Consider the following 1292-nt stretch of genomic DNA (forward strand, 5'->3'; position numbering starts at 1 on the left):
TGAGGTGCCCAGCAGATTCCGGACAGTCAGCTACATAAGCTGACAGAAGTCTGGAAGAGGTAGGTACGTGACGAGGCGTCGTAGGCAGTTCTCGCCGGAGTTCAAGGACGAGGCCGTCCGCATGGTGCTGGAGGGTGATCGGACGGTCGCGTCGGTGGCGCGCGAGTTCGGGATCAACGCCAGCACCCTGGGCAGCTGGGTGAACCGGCATCGGATCGTGAACGCTCAGGACGAGCAGCCGGGGCCGGCTGCCGGGCCGGACCGGGCCCGGATCCGGGAGCTGGAGCGGGAGAACGCCGAGCTGCGCGAGAAGTTGATCTTCCTGAAAAAAGCGGCCGCCTTCTTCGCGGCCGAGACTCGATGACGCTCGCCAAGTACGAGCTCATCGACGCGGAGAAGGCTCGTCACTCGATCGTGAAAATGTGCGCCTGGCTCGGCGTGTCCCGCTCGGGCTACTACGAGTGGCGCGAGCGGCCGGCCTCGGCCACCGCGCAACGCCGCGCGCTGCTGGCCGCGCTGGTCGCCGAGATCTTCGCCGACGCGCATGAGACCTACGGCTACCGGCGGGTGCATGCTGCCCTGGCCCGTCGCGGCGAGCACTGCTCGGCCGAGCTGGTCCGTGCCCTGATGCGCGAGCAGGGCCTCCTCCCGGCCCAGGCACGCGCCTTCCGGCCGGTCACCACCGTGCAAGACGGTGACTTCCGCGGCATCCCCGACTTGATCGGCCGTGACTTCACCGCTGATCGGCCGGGCGTCAAGCTGGTCGGCGACATCACCTACGTCCGGACCTGGGAGGGCTTCCTGTATCTGGCCACGGTGATCGACTGTCACAGCAAGGCGGTGCTGGGTTGGGCGATGGCCGACCACTACCGCACCGAGCTGATCAAGGACGCGATCCGGATGGCCGCCGGCACCGGACTGCTCCAGCCTGGCGCCGTGTTCCATAGCGACCGCGGCTCGAATTACGCCAGCGACGAGTTCGGCCGGTTCCTGACCGGCTTGGACATCCGCCGCTCGGTTGGCCGCACCGGCATCTGCTACGACAACGCGATGGCCGAGTCGTTCTTCAGCGCGATCAAGAACGAGTGGCTGCACCGTTTCGTCTTCACCACCCGGGCCAAGGCGAAAAGCCAGGTCATCCGCTACATCGAAGGGTTCTACAACCGTCGGCGCCTGCACTCGGCGCTCGGTTACCGGCCGCCCCTGGAGGTTCTCAACGAGGCCCTTTCAACCCAAACGGCCGCATAGGCTGCGCTCATAACATGGCTGTCTGGAATCACCGTGGCCCCTCA

The 1292-nt window shown here is 66.6% G+C and carries 1 protein-coding gene; it reads left to right on the top strand.

The features are described 5' to 3' along the window. The first annotated feature begins 67 nt into the window (after positions 1–67). Positions 68–1248, top strand: a protein-coding gene (locus ABT158_RS51210) for an IS3 family transposase (protein ID WP_352366777.1) whose coding sequence is annotated in 2 segments (ribosomal slippage) — positions 68–332 and positions 332–1248 — 1182 coding nt in all. Because the reading frame shifts where the segments join, the coding sequence is not laid out codon by codon here. The last annotated feature ends 44 nt before the right edge of the window (positions 1249–1292 follow it).

Origin of the sequence: Nonomuraea sp. NPDC001636 (assembly GCF_040298265.1) — a bacterium.
Taxonomy (GTDB): Bacteria; Actinomycetota; Actinomycetes; order Streptosporangiales; family Streptosporangiaceae; genus Nonomuraea.